We start from the raw sequence: 18,042 nt of genomic DNA on the forward strand, positions 1-18,042 counted from the left end.
AGCGAGCCCAGCCCCCGCTCAGCGGGCGCAACCCCGACTCAGCAAGCCCAGCCTCCGCTCAGCGAGCCCAGCCCCAACCCAGCAAGCCCAGCCCCAACCCAGCAAGCGCAACCCCAACCCAGCAAGCGCAACCCCGGCTCAGCAAGCCCAGCCCCGCTCAGCAAGCCCAGCCCCCGCTCAGCGAGCCCAGCCCCGGCTCACCGTCGAGGCGCGAGCCACCAACTCCGGCGTGAACTGCAGCTGCTGGTGGCGGTGGTCCCGGTTGGTGGCCTCGTCGAGCACCAGCTGGGCCGCCGCGCGGCCGAGTTCCTGGCGGGGCTGGCGTACGGAGGTCAGCGGCACCGCAGCCGCCGCCGCGAACTCGATGTCGTCGAAACCGACGATGGCCAGGTCGTCCGGCACGCGCAGGCCGGCGCCGATGCTCTGCTGCAGCAGACCCAGCGCGAGCAGGTCGTTGGCGCAGAACGCGGCCGTGGGGCGTCGCCGCGCGGGCAGGCCGGCCAGCCGCTCCCCCGCCGAACGTCCCTCGGCCACGGTCAGCGCCTCGGTCGGCAGATAGATCAGATCCTCGGGGTCACGGCCGAGCGACTCCCACATCTCACGGGCGCCCTGCAACCGCTCGCTCACCTGGCCCAGTGACTCGGGCCCGCCGACCACGGCGACCCGGGTGTGTCCCTGCTCGGCCAGATGCTCCACCGCGATGCGGCCGCCGAGAACGTCGTCGACGGAGACCGAGCAGCAGCTGTCGGCGCCACGCACCCGGTCGACGATCACCAGCGGTACGCCACGGCGGGCCAGCTCGTCGAGGTGCGGCGCGGACGGGTCGACCGGGGTGATCAGGATGCCCTGCACCCGCTGCTGGAGCAGCCGGTCGAGGTGCACCGCCTCGCGGGCCGCGCGGCTGTTGCTGTTGCAGATGAACAGCGAGAGGTCGGCGTCCTCGGCGGCGAGCTCGATGCCCTGGGCCACGTCGTGGAAGAACGGGTTGGTGCCGTCGAGCATCACGTACGCCAGGGTGCGGCTGGTGCCGGCGCGCAGTTGCCGGGCCGACTCGTTACGCACGAAGCCCAGCTCGGACATGGCCCGCTCGACCCGCTCGCGGGTGCGCGCGCTGACCACCTCGGGCCGGTTCATCACGTTGGAGACGGTGCCCAGGGAGACGCCGGCGGCAGCCGCCACGTCCTTGACCGACGGCGTCTTGCCGTTCCGCACCACGACCTCCTGAGCTGGCGTTACGGGCAGCACACACCCGAGTGGACCGTGGACGACGCCGACCCGCAACCTGGTCTGCGATCGGCGTCTGCCGGTTCGGCCACCGCCCCGGGTACGGCGTGGTGATCGAGCGACCGGGCTTTGAAACGTTGAATTCGCATCTTACGGCACCGGGTCGGTAAACGACGGTCGTGTTTCCACAACGTTTCCGCCCAGCGCTTGACATGTGTGATCGGGGCCACCTACGTTCGTCGTACCGCACTCGTGAAACATTTCAACGGTAATTGAAACATTTCAAGAATCGTTCCCCAGCGACGTGGAGGTGGCCCGTGGCGGAGTCGAACGCCCGGCCCGAGGACCAGCCCGCGCGGCGTGCGGTCCAGCCCGCGCAGCCCAGAACCCCACCCGACCAGCAACCCCCGCAACCCGAGGTCGGGCGCGCCCGGCCCGTGCAGTCGTACGCCCAGGCCGTACCACTCGACGAGCCGGTTGTGGAGGGTGGGCGACCGGCGTTGCTTGAGGTTCGGGGCGTCAGTAAGTCGTTCGGGGCCGTGGCCGCCGTGCAAGGGGTCAGTTTTCCCCTTCATCGCGGTGAGGCGCATGCGCTCGTCGGCGAGAACGGGGCCGGTAAGTCCACCATCGTGAAGATGCTGGCCGGGGTCCACCGTCCGGACACCGGCACCCTGCGGGTCGACGGCGTCGATGTGGACTTCGCCGGCCCCGCGGACGCCAAGGCGGCCGGCATCGCCGTCATCTATCAGGAGCCGACGCTTTTCCCCGACCTGTCTGTGGCCGAGAACATCGCCATGGGTAATCAGCCGCTGACCCGGTTGCGGCAGATCGACCGTAAGCAGATGCACGTCAACGCCGAGCGCCTGTTCCGGCGTCTGGGGGTGCCGCTCGACCCGGCCCGTCCGGCCCGTGGGCTCTCGATCGCCGATCAGCAGCTGGTCGAGATCGCCAAGGCGTTGTCGGTCGAGGCCCGGGTTCTGATCATGGATGAGCCGACCGCCGCGTTGTCCGCCGTCGAGGTGGAGCGGCTGTTCGCCGTGGTGCGGTCGCTGCGCGACGAGGGTGCGGCGATCATGTTCATCTCGCACCGCTTCGAGGAGATCACCGCCCTGTGCGAGCGGGTCACGATCATGCGGGACGGCAAGCACGTCGCCACCGAGCTGGTCGCGGATCTGAGCGTCGACGACATGATCCGCCGCATGGTGGGGCGTGACCTGAGCGCGCTCTTCCCGAAGCTGGACGTCGAGCCGGGCGAGGTCGTGCTCGAGGTCGAGGGCCTGTCCCGCGCCGGCGTTTTCAAGGACATTTCCTTCTCCGTACGGGCGGGGGAGATCGTCGCTCTGGCAGGGCTGGTCGGCGCGGGCCGTTCCGAGGTCATGCAGGCCGTGTTCGGTGTGGACCCGTACGACAGCGGGGTTGTGAAGGTGCACGGCAAGCGCCTCCGGAAGAACGAGCCGCGCGCCGCGATGGCGGCCGGGATGGCGCTCGTGCCCGAGGACCGCCGGCAGCAGGGCCTGGTGATGGACCTGTCGATCGAGCGGAACGTCACCCTGCCCCGCGCGCGCAAACTGGCTCGGCTGGGTCTGCTCTTCGGGGGCGCCGAGCGTACGGCGGCCGAGACGTGGACCCGCAGACTGCAGACCAAGCTGGGCCGGTTGTCCGACGCCGTCGGCACGCTCTCGGGCGGCAACCAGCAGAAGGTCGTGCTGGCCAAGTGGCTGGCGACCGGCCCGCAGTTGCTGATCGTCGACGAGCCGACCCGCGGCATCGACGTCGGCACCAAGGCCGAGGTGCACCGGCTGATGTCGTCGCTGGCCGCCGACGGTCTCGCGGTCGTCATGGTCTCGTCGGAGCTGCCCGAGGTGCTGGGCATGGCCGACCGGGTCGTCGTGCTGCGCGAGGGCCGGGTCGCCGCCCAGTTGTCCCGTTCCGAGGCCACCGAGGAGTCCGTCATGTACGCGGCCATGGGTCAGAAGGTGGCCATGTGACCGGCCGCAGCGAGACGCGCGCCGGGGCAGGAGGGCTCGCATGACCACGCTGTCGCTCAACGCCCCCGCCAAGCTGTTCAAGACGCGCGAGCTGGGCATCGTCCTGGCCCTCGCGCTGCTGGTCGCGTACACGGCGATCGACAACCCGCGGTTCCTGAGCGGCCAGAGCATCCGCGACAACCTGCTCAACACGGCGATCCTCGCCGTCATGGCCACCGGCCAGGCGGTCGTGGTGATCACCCGGAACATCGACCTCAGCGTCGGCTCGGTGCTCGGCCTCAGCGCCTTCACCGTGGCCACGATGACGAGCGCCAACCCGGGCCTGCCGATGATCGTGGCGATCCTGGCCGGCCTGACTCTCGGCGCGGTGGCCGGCCTGGTCAACGGCGTGCTGGTGCGGTTCGGCAAGGTGCCCGCGCTGGTTGTCACGCTGGGCACGCTCTACATCTTCCGAGGCATCACGTACTCGTGGGCCGGCGGGTCGCAGGTCAACGCCGACGAGCTGCCCCGCCACTTCCTGACGTTCGCCAACGACAACCTGCTGGGCATCCCCTGGCTGGTGCTGATCGCGCTGATCGTGGTGGGCGCCGCCTCGCTGATGATGCGCAACTACCGGGTCGGCCGGGAGCTGTACGCGATGGGGTCGAGCCCCGCCGCCGCCGAACTGGCAGGCATCAAGGTCGCTCGGAACCTGCTCGGCGCGTTCGTCCTCAGCGGTGCGCTGGCCGGCCTGGCCGGGGTGCTGTACGCGGCCCGCTTCGGCACGGTCGACGCCGCCGCCGGCACGGGTTACGAGCTCAACGTCGTGGCCGCGGTTGTGGTCGGTGGCGTGGCGGTCTTCGGCGGCAGCGGCTCGGTCTGGGGTGCGGCCCTGGGCGCCCTGCTGCTCACGGTGATCGGCAGCGCTCTCGCGGTGCTCGACATCAACCAGTTCTGGCAGCAGGCCATCGTCGGCGCGCTGATCATCCTGGCCATCTGCGCCGACCGCCTGGTCGCGGTGCGGATCGCTCGATCGCTGCGGAAGAGGGACGCGCATGTCTGACACCCCGCGGAAGAGCAGCGCGATCGACCTCGGCAGTGCGATCAAGAGCAGGCTGACCAGCTGGGACAGCATCATCCTGGTGCTCACCGTGCTCGTGCTGGTTGTCGCGTCGTTCTCGGTGGACAACTTCGGCACCAGCCGGAACTTCACATTCATGGTGCTCGACCTGCTCCCGATCATCCTGATCGCGCTGCCGATGACGATGATCATCGTGACCGGCGAGATCGACCTGTCGGTGGCCAGCACCCTGGGCCTGACCAGCTCGTTGATGGGCTGGCTGTGGAACCAGGGCCTCTCGATCGAGACGATCATCCCGCTGTGCGTCGTGATCGGCGCGATCTGCGGCGTGGTCAACGGCTTCCTGATCACCGGCCTGGGCCTGCCCTCGCTGGCGGTCACCATCGGCACGCTGGCCCTTTACCGCGGCCTCGCGTTCGTGGTGCTGGGCGACGGCGCGGTGGCCGACTTCCCCTGGAACTACACCGGCTGGGTCACCGGCACGATCGGTGGCGGCGCCGTACCCAACGACCTGATCCTGATCGTGGCGCTCGCCCTGATTTTCGGAATCGTGCAGCACGCCACCCCGTTCGGCCGCTCCCTGTACGCCATCGGCGCCAACGCGCAGGCCGCGCACTTCTCCGGCATCCGAGTGGCCCGTACGAAGTTCTGGCTCTACGTCGTGAGCGGCGCGGTCGCCGGCCTGGTCGGCGTGCTGTGGACGCTGCGCTACTCCAGCGCCCGGGCCGACAACGGCTCGGGACTCGAACTCGCCGTGGTCGCGGCCGTCCTGCTGGGCGGCGTCTCGATCTTCGGTGGAAAGGGCAGCCTGCCGGGTGTGCTGGCCGGTGTCGTGCTGCTGACCGCGCTGCAGAACGCGTTGCGCCTGGAAGACGTCTCCGGGCAGGCGCTCAACATCGTCACGGGCTCCCTGCTCGTGCTCTCCGTCCTGCTTCCCAACATCACCACCGCCATACGCGGTCATTGGCGCCGCCGGAAAGTGCGGCAGGCCGCGGCCGCGCGATAAGAATCCGATTGGAGTACGCCGTGCTTCGCTCCCCCGCGCACTACTTTCCGTTACTTCAGCCGCACTGCTCGTCACTGGGTTGACTGCCTGCGGCGGCACCACCAAGGACAGCAACACCAACACCGGTTCCGGTGCGCAGGCCCCCGCGGCCGCCGACCCGAACGCGGCGCTCAAGGAAGGCCTCAAGATCGCCTTCCTGCCGAAGCAGCTCAACAACCCGTACTCGGATGTCGAGACCGGCGGCGGCAAGGTGGCCGTCGAGGAGCTCAAGGGCGAGTACAAGCTGGTCGGCCCCAACGACGCGTCGGCCTCGTCGCAGGTGTCGTACATCAACACGCTGATCCAGCAGCAGCAGGACGTCATCGTGGTGGCGGCCAACGACCCGAACGCGGTCTGCCCCTCGCTCAACCAGGCCCGCGCCGCCAAGATCAAGGTCATCACGTTCGACTCGGACGCCTCCAAGGACTGCCGCGACGCGTTCATCAACCAGGCCACCACCGAGGGCATCGGCCAGTCGCTGGCCAAGATGGCGCTCGAGCAGGCCGGCGGCAACGGCGGTGAGATCGCCGTCCTCTCGGCCACGCCGAACGCCACGAACCAGAACGCCTGGATCGAGGTCATGAAGGAAGAGCTCAAGAAGCCCGAGTACGCCAAGCTCAAGCTGGTCAAGGTCGCGTACGGCAACGACGACGACCAGAAGAGCTTCCAGGAGGCCCAGGGTCTGCTGCAGTCGTACCCGAACCTCAAGGTCATCGTGGCCCCGACCACTGTCGGCATCGCCGCGGGCGCGCGCTACATCAGCTCCTCCAGCTACAAGGGCAAGGTCGCGGTGACCGGGCTGGGCCTGCCCAACCAGATGCGCGAGTACGTCAAGGACGGCACCGTCACCAAGTTCGCGCTCTGGAACCCGGCCGACATCGGCTACCTGGCCGCGTACGCGGGTGCGGCGATGGCCTCGGGTCAGATCATCGGCGCCGAGGGCGAGAAGTTCAAGGCGGGCAAGCTCGGCGAGTACACGATCGGCAAGGACGGCGAGATCGTGCTCGGCCCGCCGACCGAATTCACCAAGGACAACATCGACCAGTTCAACTTCTGAGCAGACGTACGGAGTTCCCATGACCGACCTCGCCGCCGTCAAGCGCGCCCTGACGGCACAGCGCATCGAGACCCCGTCGTGGGCCTACGCCAACTCGGGTACGCGCTTCAAGGTCTTCGCCCAGCCGGGCGTGCCGCGCACCCCCGAGGAGAAGATCGCCGACGCCGCCACGGTGCACCGGTTCACCGGCGTCGCCCCCGCGGTGGCGCTGCACATCCCGTGGGACAGAGTGGACGACTATGCGGCCCTGACCGCGTACGCCCGGGATCTGGGGGTGGAGATCGGCGCGATCAACACCAACGTCTTCCAGGACGACGACTACAAGCTGGGCTCGGTCACCAACCCCGACGCGCGGATCCGCCGCAAGGCCACCGATCACCTGCTCGAGGCCGTCGAGATCATGAACCAGACCGGGTCGCGCGACCTGAAACTGTGGTTCTCCGACGGCATCAACTATCCCGGGCAGGACGACCTGCGCGACCGTCAGGACAGGCTGGCGGCGGCGCTGCGCGAGGCGTACGACCGGCTCACCGGCAACCAGCGTCTGCTGCTGGAGTACAAGCTGTTCGAGCCGGCCTTCTACGCCACCGACGTGCCGGACTGGGGGACGTCGTACGCGCACTGCCTGGAACTGGGCGAACGCGCGACGGTCTGCATCGACACCGGCCACCACGCCCCCGGCACCAACATCGAGTTCATCGTCGCGTTCCTGCTACGCCAGGGGAAGCTCGGCGCGTTCGACTTCAACAGCCGCTTCTACGCCGACGACGACCTCATGGTGGGCGCGGCCGACCCGTTCCAGCTGTTCCGCATCATGTACGAGATCGTCCGCGGCGACGCCCTGGACCCGGCGTACGGGATCGCTTTCATGCTCGACCAGTGCCACAACATCGAGCGCAAGATCCCCGCGATCATCCGCTCGGTCATGAACGTGCAGGAGGCGACGGCCAAGGCCCTGCTGGTCGACCGTGAAGCCCTGACCAAGGCCCAGCAGTCCGGCGACGTCCTGGAGGCGAATGCGGTCTTCATGGACGCCTACAACACCGACGTACGCCCGCTGCTGGCCGACGTCCGAGCCGACGCCGGCCTCGACCCCGACCCGATCGCCGCCTACCGCGCCAGCGGCCACGACGAAAAAATCATCGCCGACCGAGTAGGCGGAACCCAGGCCGGCTGGGGCGCCTGACCACCCGCACGCCGGCCCTGCGAGTCCGTCGTGGACCGCGGGGCCGCACGGTCGGGTGGCATCCGGCCCGGCTCGACGGGAGTCAGTCGCGGCCGTACTTGTCGAACGGGACCGTCCAGTCGCCGAGGCCGTTCCAGATGGGCAGCTTGCGCGGGCTGTTCGTGACGTCGACGATGTCGCCGGGCAGGAACGTGTTGTAGACCCACTTGGCGTCGGCAGTGCTCAGATTGATGCAGCCGTGCGACTTGTTGGCCCGGCCCAGCGAGTTGTTCCACGGCGCGGCGTGCAGGTATTCACCCGAGTACGAGATGCGCGTGCAGAACTCGATGTTCTCCGACACGTAGTAGTTCGGGTCCTTCGGGTCGGTGACGCCGTACGTGGCCGAGCTCATCGTGTGCTTGCGCTTCTTCCCCAGCACGACGTGGGGGCCGCCCGCCGTCCAGTAGCTGATGCGTTCGCCGTTCGCACCGGTCGTGCCGCCGCCCTTGCCGAGGCTGCTCTTCATCGTGCGGACCAGTTTGCCGTCGATGTAGACCTTCGTCATGTGGGTGCGGTTGTCGCTGACCGCGATCAGCGCACGGCCGATCCGGAAGTGCGTCGAGGCGTTCTTGCCCCCGTACGTCGTCTTGCCGAGCTTGACCCCGTACATGTTGACGTTGACCTTGATCGTGGTGCCGGCGGCCCAGTACTTCGCCGGTCGCCAGTGAACCGTCCGGTCGTCGCGCCAGTAGAACTTGCCCGGCACGGCGGGCGAGGTCTTGATCTCGATGGCTTTCTCGGCCGCTTCCTTGTTGACGGCCTTGCTGAACCGGACGATCACCGGCTGCCCGACGCCGTACGTCCTGCCCTCCTTGAGGGCGAGCATGGCGTTGGCCTGGAAGGTGACCGTGGCGGTCTTCTCCGGCTTCAGGGTGGTGAAGCTGGTCTTCTCGGTGGTCTTCACGCCCGCGCTGTCGGTGGCGGTGACCGTGACGGTGTACTTCTTGCCGTACGCCAGGTCGCTGGTCGAACGCCAGGTGCCGTCTTCCTGCAGCGTGCCCTCGACCTTGGCCTTGGCCGCCGTGACCACTACCGACTCGAGCTTGCCGTCGGCCGCGCTGACCACGATCGGCGCCGTCGGCAACGCACCGGTGTCCCCATCGGCGGGCGTCACCGTCAGCTTCACCGGCGTGGCCACCGTCTGGGTGAGCTCATCCGCCGTGCCGACCCAGTTCGCCGCTCCGCTGCCGCCCTTGCCGGACGGGGAGCACCCGGCCACGGCAGCTCCAGCGGCTATCCCCGCCGCGCCAATGATCACCTTGCGTCGCTGAACCATGACTCTCACATTCGAGGAATGCCCGCGGGCGCCGTCCAGGCCCTGCTACTTCAGACGCGAGCAGGACGCGAAAACGTTGCACCTTCGTCAGAAGGGAGATCATGGTGACAGATTTGAATCCCGCCCGGTAGACCAAATCGGGCCGAGACGCCATCAGCCGTACGGTCGCCGGTGACGCTCTGCTACCTGCTGGGCGGCAGGTTGTGCAGGGTCACGGCGGTCAGCTCACCGCGGCGGATCCCGGCGGCCTGACGGGTCCGGGGAAGCGCTTTCCGATCCGTACGCGGAAGGGGCACCCGATATGGCGGGTTCGAGAGTTTAATCAAGTCGCGCCGGAACCGGTTCCGCGATCTCGGTTATCGATCTTGCATGGGTGCGAACAGGCAACCAACGTACGGGATTGAACTGGGGCTTTGCCCGAAAGGGCAGCGCCTTTACGAAGATGTCGGGCACAAGACCGGCCAGGTTCCGGAACCGTGTTCATCTATGGACAGGTGATGAACGCGTCCCTAGCGTCGGACCGGGGGAGCGCTTTCCAAGCACGTCGAGGAGAGTCCTGTCTTCCCTAGGGCGCAAGAGTCCCCCTTGCGCATCCCCGCCCAAGGAGAAGCAATGACCATCCCCATCTCCTCCGCGCCCGAGCGGAGGCGCTCCCCCTGGCGACTGGCCGCGATCAGCGGTCTCATCGCCACCGTCGTCGCGGGCTACGCCGCGGCCACAGCAGGCGGCGCGAGCGCCGCCGAAACGCTGCTCTCACAGGGCAAACTGGCCACCGCATCGTCCACCGAGGCGGCCGGCGCGTACGCCGCTTCCGAAGCCGTCGACGGCAACGCCGGCACCCGCTGGTCGTCGGCGTTCAGCGACCCGCAGTGGCTGCAGGTCGACCTGGGCAGCTCGCAGGCGATCAGCCGGGTCGAGCTGAACTGGGAGACGGCCGCGGCCAAGGCCTTCCAGATCCAGGTGTCGGACAACGCGAGCACCTGGACCAGCGTCTATTCGACCACGACGTCGACCGGCGGCACCCAGAACCTCACGGTCGACGGCACCGGCCGGTACGTGCGGATGTACGGCACCCAGCGCACAACCGGCTACGGCTACTCCCTGTGGGAGTTCAAGGTCTACGGCGGAACAACGACCACTCCCCCTCCCACCGGGGATCCGATTCCCGGTGGTGGCAGCCTCGGCGCCAACGTGGTCGTCTTCGACCCGTCGATGTCGAGCGCCAGCATCCAGGCACGGGCCGACCAGATCTTCGCGCAGCAGGAAAGCGCGCAGTTCGGCACCGGACGCTACGTGCTGGCGTTCAAGCCGGGCACCTACAACAACCTCAACATCCAGGTCGGCTTCTACACCTCGATCGTCGGTCTCGGGCAGAACCCCCAGGACGTACGGATCAACGGCGACATCACCGTCGACGCCGGCTGGTTCCAGGGCAACGCGACCCAGAACTTCTGGCGCAGCACCGAGAACGTGTCGGTCTACCCGGTCAACGGCACCAACCGCTGGGCCGTCTCGCAGGCCGCCCCGTTCCGCCGCATGGACATCCACGGCAACCTCAACCTGGCCCCCAACGGGTACGGGTGGGCCTCAGGCGGTTACATCTCGGACTCGCGGATCAGCGGTAGCGAGGGGCAGTACTCGCAGCAGCAGTGGTTCACCCGCGACAGCCAGATCGGCTCGAACACCAACGCGGTGTGGAACCAGACGTTCGTCGGCGTGCAGGGCGCCCCGCCGGCCAGCTACCCGACCCCGCCGTACACGGTCATCCCGCAGACCCCGGTGATCCGCGAGAAGCCGTACCTGTACCAGACCGGCGGCGACTACGCGGTGTTCGTGCCCGGCCTGCGCACCAACACCTCCGGCGCGACCTGGGTCAACGGCAACACCCCGGGCTCGTCGATCCCGCTCTCGCAGTTCTATGTGGCGAAGCCCGGTGACACCGCCGCCCGCATCAACCAGGCGCTGGCCCAGGGCCTGAACCTGATCTTCCAGCCCGGCATCTACCACATCGACCAGACGATCAACGTGAACCGGGCCAACACCGTGGTGCTCGGCCTCGGCTACGCGACGATCATCCCGGACAACGGCGTCACCGCCATGCAGGTGGCCGATGTGGACGGTGTGAAGATCGCCGGCGTGCTCTTCGACGCGGGCACCACCAACTCGCCCAACCTGCTGGTCGTGGGCCCGTCCGGCTCCTCGGCCAACCACGCGGCCAACCCGACGACGGTCCAGGACGTGTTCTTCCGAATCGGCGGCTACATCGCGGGCAAGGCCACCAACAGCCTGCTGGTCAACAGCAACAACGTGATCATCGACCACATCTGGGCCTGGCGCGCCGACCACGGCAACGCCGGCACGTACGGGTGGACGGTCAACACGGCCGACAGCGGCCTGATCGTCAACGGAAACAACGTGACGGCTTACGGGTTGTTCGTCGAGCACTACCAGAAGACCGAGGTGCTCTGGAACGGCAACGGCGGCCGCACCTACTTCCTGCAGAACGAGCAGCCGTACGACCCGCCGTCCAACGCCGCGTGGCGCAGCGACGGGGTGCTCGGCTACCCGGCGTACAAGGTGGCCGACAGCGTGCAGACCCACGAAGCCTGGGCGATGGGCAGCTACGCCGTGTTCCTCGACAACCCGGCCATCCACTCGGCGAACGGTTTCCAGGCCCCCACCCACGGCGGCGTGAAGTTCCACAACATCTTCACGATCTCGCTGGCCGCCGGCACGATCGACCACGTCGTCAACAACCTCGGCGCGCCGGCCCAGGCCAGCAACGTCGTCCCCTCCACGATCACCAACTTCCCCTGACAGCCCCTCCGACAGTCGCGACGCCGCGGGTCCGTCCCGCGGCGTCGCCCTTTCACGGGGCCTCCACCTGCCAGAGAGCGCTGACCGGCATGGCTCGCATCTTGTCGCCGAACGGCAGAGTCGAGTCGCCGGTGTAGAGGACGACTCCGGCGACGAAGTCATCACCCAGCCGATCCGCGAGCCTGCGCAATCCTCGGAAGTCGTCGGACCGAACTGTCGACGCTGCCTTCACCTCGATGCCGACGACCTGACCCGACCGGTTCTCGAGCACGGCGTCCACCTCGTATTGCTTCTGGTCGCGGTAGTGATACAGGTCGGCGCGCTGCCGAGACCACGTGAGCTGGCGGGCCAGCTCTGAAATCACGAAGGACTCAAGCAGCGGCCCGAACGGCGCGCCTGGCCGAAGCAGCGACCGCGCTTCTACCGATATCTCGTTGGAGGCAATGCCCGAGTCGACGAAGATCAGTTTCGGCGCTGCGGTCGTACGCGTGCCCAGATTGCGCGACCAGCCGGGGATCCGCTTGATCAGGAAGATTTCCTCAAGGACGCGCAGATATCGCGCGACAGTCGGCCGGCTCAGCCCCAGCGTCGACTCGAGCGCATTGGCAGCGATGACCGTCGATGATCTGCCGGCCAGCAGGCGAACGAGCTTGCGCAGTTCGCCCTTGTGCTGAATGTCGGACAGCTGCCGGACGTCGCGGTCGACGAGCGCTTGTACGTAGGCGTCGAGGAACCGCTGACGACGCCGCGGGTCTTCGCGGGTAACGGCCTCGGGAAGGCCACCCCGTACGATTCTGGCGGCGTAGTCGGCGCGCGTCACCGCCGATCGGTGCCGCAGTTCGGGACCGGACGCGAAGACGGCGTCGACGAAGCCATCCGGCTGACCGTCCATCTCGCCTTGGGAAAACGGCCACAGTTCGACGGTTTCCATCCTGCCGGGCAGGGCGTCGGGCGCAGCGATCATCCCGAACAGACGCGACGAGCCGGTAAGAAGATACCGTCCGGGGCGGGGATCCTCGTCCACCGATACTTTGATTGCGAGCAGCAGATCGGGGACTCGTTGGATCTCATCGATGGCCAGCAGATCCATGGAATCGACGAACCCGGTGGGGTCTGCCAAGGCCGCATTTCGATCCCGTTCCCGGTCGAGGTCTCGCCAGGCGGCCAGCCGATCACCCGCCACGATCCGGACGAGTGTGCTCTTGCCGGTCTGGCGCGCACCGTTGATCAGGACAACGCGCGTGTCGGCGAGGGCCGCGTCGACCTGGGCGGCGACCCGGCGTGGCGTCAAGGGCACAGGCACAACCCAGCTTATCACCGAACCTTCGATCTGCACCCCTCTTCGCTTTCGATCTGCACCGTAGCCCGTTTTCGTTCTGCACCCCATCGCGCTTTCGATCTGCGCGGCGAGGCGCGTTCGACCTGCCCCCGGGAGACCGAACACTTCATTCCGAATCGTCGATACAGTTACCAGCCGTAACAGAGGAGATACCTGCTGTTGACAGGGCGTCCGGGCGGGCGTCTACTGCGAGACAACGGCGCCTCTCGATGCGGCAGATCCCCGGCTGGGTCGGTTTGGAGGAGACATGCGCGATCCCGGAAGGTTGCTGGCCCTCGGCTGCGTGGTCACCCTCCTGACCGGCACGGCGACCGCCTGCAATCGGGGCAGTGGTGAGGACGTCGTCGGCCTCATCACCAAGACCGACACCAACCCGTTCTTCGTCCAGATGCGCAAGGGCGCCCAGAGCGCAGCCGAGCAGCAGGGGGTCGAGCTGCAGACCTTCGCCGGCAAGCAGGACGGCGACAACGAGGCCCAGGTGCAGGCGATCGAGAACCTGATGTCGTTCGGCGCCAAGGGCTTCCTGATCACCCCGAACGACTCGAAGGCGATCGTGCCCTCGATCGACAAGGCACACGAGGTCGACATGCTGGTCATCGCGCTCGACACGCCCGTCGACCCGCCCAACGCGGCCGACGCCACCTTCGCCACCGACAACTATCAGGCCGGCAAGCTGATCGGGCAGTGGGCCAGGGCGAAGTTCGAAAAGGACGGCAAAGAGGCGAGGATCGCGATGCTCGACCTCAACGCCAACCAGGTCTCCGTCGACGTCAAACGCGACCAGGGCTTCCTCGACGGCTTCGGCATCGACATCGGCGACCCCAACCGGATCGGCGACGAGAACGACCCGCGCATCGCCGGCCACGACGTCACCGACGGCGCCGAGGAGGGCGGCCGTACGGCGATGGAGAACCTGCTGCAGAAGGACTCGTCGATCAACCTGGTGTACACGATCAACGAGCCCGCGGCGGCCGGCGCCCACCTGGCTCTGCAAGCGGCCGGCAAGGACAAGGACACCGTCATCGTCTCGATCGACGGCGGCTGCCCCGGGGTCGACAACGTCGCCAAAGGGATCATCGGGGCCACCTCGATGCAGTTCCCGCTCAAGATGGCGCAGCTGGGCGTCGACGCCATCGCCGCGTACGCGAAAGACGGAACCCGCCCGCAGGTGACACCGGGCAAGGACTTCTACGACACCGGAACCGAACTGATCACCGACGACCCGCAGGCCGGCGTGGAGGCCAAGGACTCCACGTGGGGCAAGCAGAACTGCTGGGGTTGACATGTCCTCCACGACAGCCGATTTCGACGTACGCAAGGACGACTCGCTCGGCCTGCGCATCCAGCACCTGTTGCACTCCAACCCCGTACTGGGACCGCTGGCCGTTCTCGTCGTGGCGATCATCGCGTTCTCGATCGTCAACGGCCGGTTCCTGACCGCGACCAACCTCTCGCTCGTGCTTCAGCAGGTAACGGTCATCGCCACGCTCGCGCTGGGCCAGACGCTGATCATCCTGACCGCGGGCATCGACCTGTCGGCCGGCGCGATCGCGGTCTTCTCGTCGATCCTGATGGCCACGTTCTGCGTCGACGCCGGGATGCCCGGAATCGTCGCGCTGCTGCTCGGCTTCGCCTGCGGCACGGCGATGGGCGCCATCAACGGTTTCCTGGTGACTCGGATGAAACTGCCACCCTTCATCGTCACCCTGGGCACGCTGACCATTTTCTTCTCGCTGAACTCGGTCGTGAGCAACAGCGAGACCGTACGGGGAACCGACATGCCCGGCTTGATGACGTGGACGGGCAACTCCATCCCGATCGGCGACTTCCGATTGACGTACGGGTCGATCATCATGCTCCTGCTTTTCGGGTTCTTCTTCTACGCGCTCGGCAACACCGCATGGGGCAAACACGTGTACGCCACCGGTGACGACTCGGAGGCCGCGCGGCTGGCCGGCATCCAGACCAACCGGGTGCTGTTCTCGGTCTACACCGTGGCGGGCCTGCTCTACGCGATCGGCGGCTGGATCCTCATCGGCCGGCTCGCCTCGGCCAGCCCCAACGTGGGCGTCGAATACAACCTCGACTCGATCACCGCGGTTGTGCTCGGCGGCACCAGCCTCTTCGGCGGACGCGGCAGCGTGATCGGCACCCTGATCGGCGCGCTGATCGTCGGTGTGTTCCGCAACGGCCTGCAGCTCGGCGGCGTCGAAGTGGTCTGGCAGGGCTTCGCGATCGGCCTGTTGGTGCTGGTCGCGGTCTCGCTCGACCAGTGGATCAGGAAGGTGCGGACATGACCACCGACGGCACCCCGGTTCTGCGGGCGAAAGGCCTCACCAAGCGGTACGGCCGGGTCGTGGCGATCAACGGCAGCGACCTCGAGCTGTATCCCGGCGAGATCCTCGCGGTCATCGGCGACAACGGCGCCGGCAAATCCAGCCTGATCAAGGCCCTGTCCGGCGCGCTGGTCCCGGACGAGGGCGAGATCTTCCTCGACGGGCGACAGGTCCGCTTCCGCACGCCCATGGACGCGCGCGCCGCAGGCATCGAGACCGTGTATCAGACGCTCGCGGTGGCGCCCGGCCTCGACATCGCCGACAACCTGTTCCTCGGTCGTGAGGAGCGCAAACCCGGCCTCCTGGGCTCGGTGTTCCGGATGCTCGACCGTGGGCACATGCGGTCGGAGGCCAAACGGCACATGAGCGACCTCGGCGTCGCCACGCTGCAGAACATCGGCCAGGCCGTGGAGTCGCTTTCCGGCGGGCAGCGGCAGGCCGTCGCGGTGGCCCGGTCGGCCGCGTTCGGCAGCAAGGTGGTGATCCTCGACGAGCCGACGGCGGCGCTCGGCGTCAAGGAGGGCAACCGGGTGCTGCAGCTGATCCGCGACGTGCGTGACCGCGGGCTACCGGTCATCCTGATCAGCCACAACATGCCACACGTGTACGAGGTGGCCGACCGCATCCACATCCAGCGGCTCGGCCGCCGCGTCGCCGTGATCACCCCTGAGTCGCACTCGATGAGCGAGGCGGTGGCCATCATGACCGGCGCCGCCGAACCCCCACCGAACTGACGGCCTTCGGCTACTTCTTTTTCTTCTTGCCCTTCTTGTCGTCGCCGAACATCGCGCCGAGCATGACGCTGTCCCGCTCGCCGGCGGCCTCACGCGCGTTCTTCGGCTCCCGAACGGCAACCTTCCAGAACACAGCGACGATCACAACCAACCAGGCCCACCAGGGAATACCCGATTCCGGCCCGAAAAGCGCATCCGTCACAGCCGACGCAGTGTCGAGGTATTGCTCCATCCGTGGCTCCTCGCTCGCTCCTGGAAAGTCGGCTCTGTGATCGGCCGCGGAGCGCCCAGCTTGAGCAATATTTCGTACTGTCAGTCCAAGAGCCCGGTCAAGGGCGGCCCGAGTGGATCACCGACCAACGCCAGCGAATTCTCGGCCCGAGCGGCCAAGTCCAGCGGCTCGATCCCCAGGGTCAACGCCGCGTGCAGCAGGCGGTCCAGGCCGGCGCCCACAAGAGGTGCCGCAGTGCGAAGCGCTGCGTCGAGCGCCACTGCGGCGGTGGTGCCGCCGTGGGCAACGATGTTTCGCTGTCGATACAGGCGTCGAAGTGCCGCCTCGAACACCACCCTTACGTCACTCAGCTCCTTCTGCGGATCCGCGAGCAGCCGCGCCATCCGTTGACAGGCCGCCACATCGCCTGGACTCGACACGGCGGGTTTGACTCCCTTGGAAAGCGCTTCGGCCACCAATTGGCACCGCTGCGCATTGGTCCGTGTCCGCTGAAGTGCCTCGCTGAGGTCGTCCGGCTGGGCCGGACGATGCCGGTACGACAAAGCAGTCAGCTCCGCGCGCGGCCAGGAGCAGGCCACGAGTGCTGCCAACCGGTCGGCCGCCACGGCTCGGTCGGCGTCCGGGTCGGCCTTGTCGCCGGGGTGATGCAACAGCGACTCGATCGCGGCCCATGCACCAGACACCGCGGGGGCCGGCGGCCCTTCGTTCAGCGGAGCGGCAAGTTCCAGCGCGTCATCAAGGCGATCGGACGCAGTGACCGAATACATCGTGCGTTCCCGCTTCAGCGACAGCACATCGGCGCCTCGAGCCGGCGGCTGTACCGGCAATGAGTCGGGATGAGACGCCACCCACGCACGGCCAACGGGCTCCAGCCGGCCTCGGCCGGTTCGCGCGTACGAGCTGCGTGCTTGCAGCCGCAGGACGAGACCTCCTGCGGCGCGTACCGCGGCAACCGGATCTTTCGCTCGCAGATAATAGATGAACCCGCCGTTGTGCCGCGGCGGCTGCATGACGCCTTGCTTTCTGAACCACGCGGCCGTGGCCTGCGCGGATCGCCATTCCGGCAGCGGCTCGGCGAGCGTTTGATAGCTCGGCACGGACACGAACGGCACCATCACCTCAAATTCGCTGTCACTGGTAGCCGCCAGATCCGTGGCAACTTCCAGAAGATGACGAAGCGTTACACCGGGCGCTTGGCTGGTGTCGTGCACCCATCGGTGCAAGCGGCCGGAACTCCAGCCTCGATCAAGCAGATGCGTGGCGATGGCACGCGCAAGCCGTTCAGGCGACGGTGGCCTCGTACTCTCGACCGTCTCGGCCCACCGATCGAGATAGCCGTCATTCACCAACGGCATGAGCTGCCGCAGACGTCGACGTTGCTGGCTGTCGGGTGCCAAGCCTGAGCGCAACAGGTCTGTCAACTCTTTGCGCAACCGGCTGTCACCCAGACCACGGTCAGGCCCGAGCAGGCGTTCGAGGGTCCGGAGATACCAGGACACCGCCCCAGGACTCAGTACTTGTTGACGCTGCCAGTCGCCGGTCTCCCACGCCTCTTCCAGCGCCAGCGCGCTGCTGACGTCCCACAGCCGCCGCGGCCACGGCGACGTGTCGGCGAAGAAGTCCATGAGCCTCGCGGTCACGTGCGCGGCGTACGGGGAAGTCAGGAGCGCGTCCAGTTGAGCAGGTTGCCTCGTCACGGTGTGTTATGC

The 18,042-nt window shown here is 67.5% G+C and carries 14 protein-coding genes; 9 read left to right on the forward strand and 5 right to left on the reverse strand.

Annotated features, from left to right (window positions below; genetic code table 11):
• Positions 1 to 177 precede the first annotated feature (177 nt).
• Positions 178 to 1,212, reverse strand: a complete 1,035-nt coding sequence (locus C8E87_RS13290) for a LacI family DNA-binding transcriptional regulator (RefSeq protein ID WP_133873385.1) — start codon at positions 1,210 to 1,212, stop codon at positions 178 to 180.
• A gap of 329 nt (positions 1,213 to 1,541) precedes the next feature.
• Between C8E87_RS13290 and C8E87_RS13295 the strand changes: the two genes are divergently transcribed.
• From C8E87_RS13295 to rhaI, 5 genes are all read left to right on the forward strand, one after another.
• On the forward strand, positions 1,542 to 3,212 hold the full coding sequence (locus C8E87_RS13295) for a sugar ABC transporter ATP-binding protein (protein ID WP_239080726.1): 1,671 nt from the start codon (positions 1,542 to 1,544) through the stop codon (positions 3,210 to 3,212).
• A 40-nt stretch (positions 3,213 to 3,252) separates the two neighbouring features.
• Positions 3,253 to 4,254, forward strand: a complete 1,002-nt coding sequence (locus tag C8E87_RS13300; protein WP_133873386.1) for an ABC transporter permease — start codon at positions 3,253 to 3,255, stop codon at positions 4,252 to 4,254.
• The gene (locus C8E87_RS13305; RefSeq protein WP_133873387.1) at positions 4,247 to 5,278 is read left to right on the forward strand and encodes an ABC transporter permease; all 1,032 of its coding nucleotides are present in this window, start codon (positions 4,247 to 4,249) and stop codon (positions 5,276 to 5,278) included. The genes C8E87_RS13300 and C8E87_RS13305 overlap by 8 nt, the downstream gene beginning before the upstream one ends.
• 79 nt (positions 5,279 to 5,357) lie before the next feature.
• On the forward strand, positions 5,358 to 6,374 hold the full coding sequence (gene rhaS / locus C8E87_RS13310; RefSeq protein ID WP_239080727.1) for a rhamnose ABC transporter substrate-binding protein: 1,017 nt from the start codon (positions 5,358 to 5,360) through the stop codon (positions 6,372 to 6,374).
• Positions 6,375 to 6,393: 19 nt separating this feature from the next.
• A complete protein-coding gene (rhaI, locus tag C8E87_RS13315; RefSeq protein ID WP_133873389.1) occupies positions 6,394 to 7,560 on the forward strand; it encodes an L-rhamnose isomerase in 1,167 nt (388 codons plus the stop codon).
• 82 nt (positions 7,561 to 7,642) lie between these two features.
• On the opposite strand, the gene C8E87_RS13320 is transcribed toward rhaI, so the two are convergent.
• The gene (locus C8E87_RS13320) at positions 7,643 to 8,875 is read right to left on the reverse strand and encodes a L,D-transpeptidase (RefSeq protein WP_133873390.1); all 1,233 of its coding nucleotides are present in this window, start codon (positions 8,873 to 8,875) and stop codon (positions 7,643 to 7,645) included.
• Positions 8,876 to 9,487: 612 nt separating this feature from the next.
• Between C8E87_RS13320 and C8E87_RS13325 the strand changes: the two genes are divergently transcribed.
• Positions 9,488 to 11,692 carry a discoidin domain-containing protein gene (locus C8E87_RS13325; RefSeq protein WP_133873391.1) on the forward strand — a complete coding sequence of 735 codons (2,205 nt, stop codon included), beginning with the start codon at positions 9,488 to 9,490 and terminating at the stop codon, positions 11,690 to 11,692.
• A gap of 52 nt (positions 11,693 to 11,744) precedes the next feature.
• Here the strand turns inward: C8E87_RS13325 and C8E87_RS13330 are convergent, their stop codons facing one another.
• A complete protein-coding gene (locus C8E87_RS13330) occupies positions 11,745 to 12,995 on the reverse strand; it encodes an ATP-binding protein (protein WP_438866174.1) in 1,251 nt (416 codons plus the stop codon).
• 283 nt (positions 12,996 to 13,278) lie between these two features.
• Between C8E87_RS13330 and C8E87_RS13335 the strand changes: the two genes are divergently transcribed.
• From C8E87_RS13335 to C8E87_RS13345, 3 genes are read left to right on the forward strand one after another with little or no spacing between them, the layout of a single operon-like run.
• Positions 13,279 to 14,313 (forward strand): sugar ABC transporter substrate-binding protein, encoded by a 1,035-nt coding sequence (locus C8E87_RS13335; protein WP_133873392.1) that lies wholly within the window; start codon positions 13,279 to 13,281, stop codon positions 14,311 to 14,313.
• 1 nt (position 14,314) lies between these two features.
• On the forward strand, positions 14,315 to 15,328 hold the full coding sequence (locus C8E87_RS13340; protein ID WP_133873393.1) for an ABC transporter permease: 1,014 nt from the start codon (positions 14,315 to 14,317) through the stop codon (positions 15,326 to 15,328).
• Positions 15,325 to 16,101, forward strand: coding sequence for an ATP-binding cassette domain-containing protein (locus C8E87_RS13345; protein ID WP_133873394.1), 777 nt, complete (start codon positions 15,325 to 15,327; stop codon positions 16,099 to 16,101). The genes C8E87_RS13340 and C8E87_RS13345 overlap by 4 nt, the downstream gene beginning before the upstream one ends.
• A gap of 10 nt (positions 16,102 to 16,111) precedes the next feature.
• Here C8E87_RS13345 and C8E87_RS13350 read toward each other — a convergent pair whose 3' ends face one another.
• Positions 16,112 to 16,333, reverse strand: coding sequence for a hypothetical protein (locus C8E87_RS13350; protein ID WP_133873395.1), 222 nt, complete (start codon positions 16,331 to 16,333; stop codon positions 16,112 to 16,114).
• Positions 16,334 to 16,413: 80 nt separating this feature from the next.
• Positions 16,414 to 17,958: an integrase gene (locus C8E87_RS13355; RefSeq protein WP_133873396.1), complete on the reverse strand. Its 1,545-nt coding sequence runs from the start codon at positions 17,956 to 17,958 to the stop codon at positions 16,414 to 16,416.
• Positions 17,959 to 18,042 lie beyond the last annotated feature (84 nt).

Source organism: Paractinoplanes brasiliensis (assembly GCF_004362215.1).
Lineage (GTDB): Bacteria > Actinomycetota > Actinomycetes > Mycobacteriales > Micromonosporaceae > Actinoplanes > Actinoplanes brasiliensis.